Here is a 4,776-nt window from a genome sequence, read left to right on the forward strand (position 1 = left end):
AGTTGCAGCAACTACCAGGATCGCGCCGTCCATCTGAGCAGCACCGGTGATCATGTTTTTCACGTAGTCGGCGTGGCCTGGGCAGTCAACGTGTGCGTAGTGGCGAGTTGGGGTATCGTACTCTACGTGAGAAGTAGAGATGGTGATACCACGCGCTTTTTCTTCTGGTGCGTTATCGATCTGGTCGAATGCACGCGCGCTACCGCCGTAAGTTTTTGCCAAAACGGTAGTGATTGCAGCAGTCAGGGTAGTTTTACCGTGGTCAACGTGGCCGATAGTACCAACGTTAACGTGCGGTTTTGAACGTTCAAACTTTTCTTTAGACATTAGGTTGTCCCTCTAAGACACGGAATCGGTGGTTTCACCACATCAACCAAGCAATTGCTTGCGAGATATTTACAGGAAGAAAATCAGGAGGTAAGAACAGAAGAAGTGGTGCTGATAGGCAGATTCGAACTGCCGACCTCACCCTTACCAAGGGTGTGCTCTACCAACTGAGCTATATCAGCACATCTTGGAGCGGGCAGCGGGAATCGAACCCGCATCATCAGCTTGGAAGGCTGAGGTAATAGCCATTATACGATGCCCGCGTGAACTCGGCTACCTGACTTTAATCAGCTGTATACTATATCTTAAGTGTTTTTTCTAGAGTATAACTCGAGCAGAACACTCAAGATCGAAACTGGTTAATGGTGGTGGGGGAAGGATTCGAACCTTCGAAGTCTGTGACGGCAGATTTACAGTCTGCTCCCTTTGGCCGCTCGGGAACCCCACCTTTCCAAATTTTTAATGGTGCCGGCACCAAGAGTCGAACTCGGGACCTACTGATTACAAGTCAGTTGCTCTACCAACTGAGCTATGCCGGCATCAAGTGCTGCGCATTCTAGGAAGAGTTGGCCCTCGATGCAACAAAAAAATTGCTTTTTTTGTTCTTTCGCTCATAAAACAGCCATTTTTGGTGCTTCTGGTGTTTTTTTCAATAGTTTCAGCTTAAATATCCAACAAACAACTCTTGTGCAGGAAGAACCCGTAAATGCATCTGACAATTATTTTTTTGAAAGTTAGTTGAATCACAGTTGTCTTTCTCTTTATGAAAGAAAGACACTGACGGTCATAATAGGCTAAAAAATAATACGTTTTTGCATTTGCCATCAAAAAAATGACTAAAATCATAAAAAATTCTACGCCTACGATAGCGCAACCGATATGATGAGATTTATTTTTTTGTCGGATACGGGTGTTCTCAACAACCTGTCCAACCTGCATAGACAGGCAGATGTTGGCTTATGAATAAGAAAGAATCTTTTTTGACGACTCCATATTTACAATTTGATCGCAAACATTGGGCCACATTGCGTGACTCGGTGCCGTTAACATTAACAAAAGAAGAAGTCGCTGCTTTAAAAGGGATCAACGAAGAAATCTCAATAGATGAAGTGATTGAAATCTATCTTCCATTGTCACGTCTACTCAATTTTTACATTAGCTCCAATTTACGACGACAAGCTGTTCTCGAACAGTTTTTGGGGACGGATGAACAAAAAATACCTTATGTTATTGGTATAGCAGGCAGCGTTGCTGTCGGAAAAAGTACAACCGCCCGCTTATTACAGGCGCTACTAAGCCGTTGGCCAGAACATCGTCGTGTCAAGTTAGTGACAACAGATGGTTTTTTGCACTCAAACAATATATTAAATGAACGTGGCTTGATGAAAAAAAAGGGATTCCCTGAATCCTATGATATGCGCAGCTTGGTCAAATTTGTCTCCGATATAAAATCAGGTGCAGAGAAAGTCATCGCACCGGTATATTCTCACCTAAGCTATGACATAGTTCCTCATGAACAACTTATTATCGAAAAGCCAGATATTCTTATCCTTGAAGGTTTAAACGTATTACAAAGTGGCATGGATTATCCTCATGAGCCACATCATGTATTTGTCTCTGATTTTGTTGATTTTTCTATTTATGTAGATGCGCCGGAAGAATTACTCGAACACTGGTACGTCAACCGTTTTCTTAAATTTCGACAAGGCGCTTTTTCCGATCCTGATTCTTATTTTCACAATTATTCCAAACTAACGACAGAAGAAGCGATAAAAGTAGCATCGAGTATTTGGCGTGAAATTAATGGATTAAACTTACAGCAAAACATCTTACCAACGAGAGAACGGGCTAGCTTAATTATGACGAAAGGCATCAATCACACGATTGAAAACGTCAGATTAAGAAAATAAAACAAAAAGCCGGAAATATTTCCGGCTTTACATTCAACAACCTCTCAAGGAAATTTCACCACCGATATAAGGCGTAATAACTCCGTCAATATCAAGTAATAAAGCCCCTTGTTGATCTATTCCACGAGCTATCCCATGAACTTCCTGATCACCAATAATTAATTTCACTGAACGATTAATAAAATTATCTAATTCAAACCACCGAGGAATGAAAGAGTTCAGCCCTTCATTTTCAAACTGAATTAACGCTTTTTTAAGTTCCACTATGATTTCAGCGACCAATTTATTCCGTTCAATAATCGTTCCTGATTGCTGTAAATTAGTCCAATTTTGATTAATTGATCTCTGTTGATCGCTACTCATCGAAATATTCATGCCTATTCCGATAACAACATGGGCTGCATCTCCCGTTTTTCCCGTCAACTCAACCAATATTCCAGCAAGTTTTTTATCATCTAAATATAAGTCATTTGGCCATTTTACTTTTACGCTTTCTGCTCCCTGGCGATTAAGAACTTCTGCAATGATAATACCAACGACCAAACTTAAACCTATCGCTGCTGCTGGTCCTTGTTCCAAACGCCAATACATAGATAGATATAAGTTCCGGCCAAAAGCAGAAACCCACTTTCTACCACGGCGCCCTCTACCGGCATATTGATATTCTGCAACACAGGCATCTCCTGAATCGAGTTCTGCTAATTTTTCCAGAACATATTGGTTCGTAGAATCAATGACAGGTATCACTTCAATACGATCATTAGGAAGATAATTTTCAATAACTTCTTTATCCAGAAGATTCATTGGGACAGGAAAGCGGTAACCTTTACCAGGAAGAGTGAGAACTTCTACTCCCCATTCACGAATAGTTTGAATATGTTTATTGATTCCTGCTCGGCTCATTCCCAATTCCTGACCAAGTTGTTGGCCTGAATGAATTTCGCCATCAGATAACACTTTAATTAATTTTAATGGGATACTAAGATCTTTCATGAAATACATTCCACTGCATCTATTTCACCTGCACTACCAATGAAGCGTACCTCAGGCTCTAAGAAGATATTAAATTTTTCTGCAACCTTATTACGTACATAAGAAGCTAAGGTAATGACATCTTGTCCCGTTGCATTACCTGTATTAATTAATACCAATGACTGTTTCAGGTGTACGGCAGCGCCACCAATAGCATAACCCTTCAATTGACATTGTTCGATAAGCCAACCCGCTGCAATCTTTACGCTATGCTCATCATGTGGGTATTGAGGACAGTTAGGATATTCAGATTTAATTCTGTACGCTAACTCAATCGATACAATAGGGTTTTTGAAGAAACTGCCTGCATTCCCCATCAACGCAGGATCTGGCAACTTACTCTGGCGCATTTCACACACAGCATCGAATATTTGCTCTGGTGTCACTTTTTCTCGTGAAAATTGTGCTAAGGCACCGTACGTTAAAATGGGTTCCCACTTCTTATTCAAACGTAAACCAACTGCTGTAATAGCATAACCATCTTTATATTGACGCTTAAAGATGCTGTCTCTATACGCAAATTGACACTCATCCGCCCTTAGACGGATTAAATTACCTGTTTTCAGCTCAACAAAATCCACATATTCACAGACATGTTTAAATTCAACGCCATATGCTCCAATATTCTGGATTGGAGCTGAACCAACATTTCCAGGTATTAAGGCTAAATTCTCCAAGCCATAGATCCGTTGTTTAAATAAATAAGTAATCAGTTCATGCCAATTTTCACCTGCACCAACATGAATATGCCATGCAGTATCTGACTCTTGTATATTAATACCAAGAATACGATTTAAGATTACAGTACCTTTAAAATTTTCGGTGAAAAGGATGTTACTCCCTCCCCCCAATAATAAAATAGGATGATTCTTTTCCATTGCTTCTTGCCATAAGGACAAAAGCGATTTAATAGAAGTAGCTATTCCAATATGATCAGCACTGGCTGAAATGCCAAACGTGTTAAACGCTTTTAGTTGAGTAGATTGACAGACAGACATTGATTTCAAACTCAATAGGGTAATTTAAGTCGTAGTCTATCAGACTCTATATTTGAAAGATAAATAAGTAGTTATTGCTAAAAACGCAAAAGGCCACCCATATGAGTGACCTTTTGACTGGATATTAAAGCTTGGCAGTTCCCTACTCTCGCATGGGGAGGCCCCACACTACCATCGGCGCTACGGCGTTTCACTACTGAGTTCGGCATGGGGTCAGGTGGGACCGCCGCGCTATTGCCGCCAAGCAAATTCTGTTTTATTCGCCGAACATATTATTCATGGTGCTGATACCCAGATTCGAACTGGGGACCTCACCCTTACCAAGGGTGTGCTCTACCAACTGAGCCATATCAGCAAATGCTAAAAATAAAAGTGTTGCCAATAGGGCAACACTTATAAATTGATGTCTGGCAGTGCCCTACTCTCACATGGGGAGACCCCACACTACCATCGGCGCTACGGCGTTTCACTGCTGAGTTCGGCATGGGGTCAGGTGGGACCACCGCGCT

The 4,776-nt window shown here is 41.2% G+C and carries 4 protein-coding genes, 5 tRNA genes and 2 rRNA genes; 1 reads left to right on the plus strand and 10 read right to left on the minus strand.

What is annotated here, in order from left to right:
* The 5 genes from IQ211_RS17925 to IQ211_RS17945 all read right to left on the minus strand — a co-directional run.
* The coding region (locus tag IQ211_RS17925; protein WP_228011612.1) for a GTP-binding protein at positions 1-327 on the minus strand (327 nt) is incomplete at its 3' end.
* A 106-nt stretch (positions 328-433) separates the two neighbouring features.
* Positions 434-509, minus strand: a tRNA-Thr gene (locus IQ211_RS17930).
* A 6-nt stretch (positions 510-515) separates the two neighbouring features.
* Positions 516-590: transfer RNA gene (locus tag IQ211_RS17935), tRNA-Gly, on the minus strand.
* A 100-nt stretch (positions 591-690) separates the two neighbouring features.
* Positions 691-775 (minus strand) — tRNA-Tyr (locus tag IQ211_RS17940).
* A 15-nt stretch (positions 776-790) separates the two neighbouring features.
* Positions 791-866: transfer RNA gene (locus tag IQ211_RS17945), tRNA-Thr, on the minus strand.
* Between the two features lie 420 nt (positions 867-1,286).
* Between IQ211_RS17945 and coaA the strand changes: the two genes are divergently transcribed.
* Positions 1,287-2,237: a type I pantothenate kinase gene (coaA, locus tag IQ211_RS17950; RefSeq protein ID WP_189761245.1), complete on the plus strand. Its 951-nt coding sequence runs from the start codon at positions 1,287-1,289 to the stop codon at positions 2,235-2,237.
* Between the two features lie 33 nt (positions 2,238-2,270).
* On the opposite strand, the gene birA is transcribed toward coaA, so the two are convergent.
* The 5 genes from birA to rrf (IQ211_RS17975) all read right to left on the minus strand — a co-directional run.
* On the minus strand, positions 2,271-3,230 hold the full coding sequence (gene birA, locus IQ211_RS17955) for a bifunctional biotin--[acetyl-CoA-carboxylase] ligase/biotin operon repressor BirA (protein ID WP_189761244.1): 960 nt from the start codon (positions 3,228-3,230) through the stop codon (positions 2,271-2,273).
* Positions 3,227-4,267: a UDP-N-acetylmuramate dehydrogenase gene (gene murB, locus IQ211_RS17960; protein ID WP_189761243.1), complete on the minus strand. Its 1,041-nt coding sequence runs from the start codon at positions 4,265-4,267 to the stop codon at positions 3,227-3,229. Before murB ends, birA begins: the two co-directional genes overlap by 4 nt.
* 129 nt (positions 4,268-4,396) lie before the next feature.
* A 5S ribosomal RNA gene (gene rrf / locus IQ211_RS17965) occupies positions 4,397-4,512 on the minus strand.
* A gap of 34 nt (positions 4,513-4,546) precedes the next feature.
* Positions 4,547-4,622: transfer RNA gene (locus IQ211_RS17970), tRNA-Thr, on the minus strand.
* A gap of 50 nt (positions 4,623-4,672) precedes the next feature.
* Positions 4,673-4,776, minus strand: a 5S ribosomal RNA gene (gene rrf / locus IQ211_RS17975); the annotation flags it as partial.

Origin of the sequence: Xenorhabdus griffiniae, assembly GCF_015163655.1 — a bacterium.
GTDB classification, from domain to species: domain Bacteria; phylum Pseudomonadota; class Gammaproteobacteria; order Enterobacterales; family Enterobacteriaceae; genus Xenorhabdus; species Xenorhabdus griffiniae.

What these genes read in the sequence shown, in the direction of transcription:
- birA (WP_189761244.1), bottom strand. Translation starts at nt 3,230, where the DNA reads ATGAAAGATCTTAGTATCCCATTAAAATTAATTAAAGTGTTATCTGAT.
- murB (WP_189761243.1), bottom strand. Translation starts at nt 4,267, where the DNA reads ATGTCTGTCTGTCAATCTACTCAACTAAAAGCGTTTAACACGTTTGGC.
- coaA (WP_189761245.1), top strand. Translation starts at nt 1,287, where the DNA reads ATGAATAAGAAAGAATCTTTTTTGACGACTCCATATTTACAATTTGAT.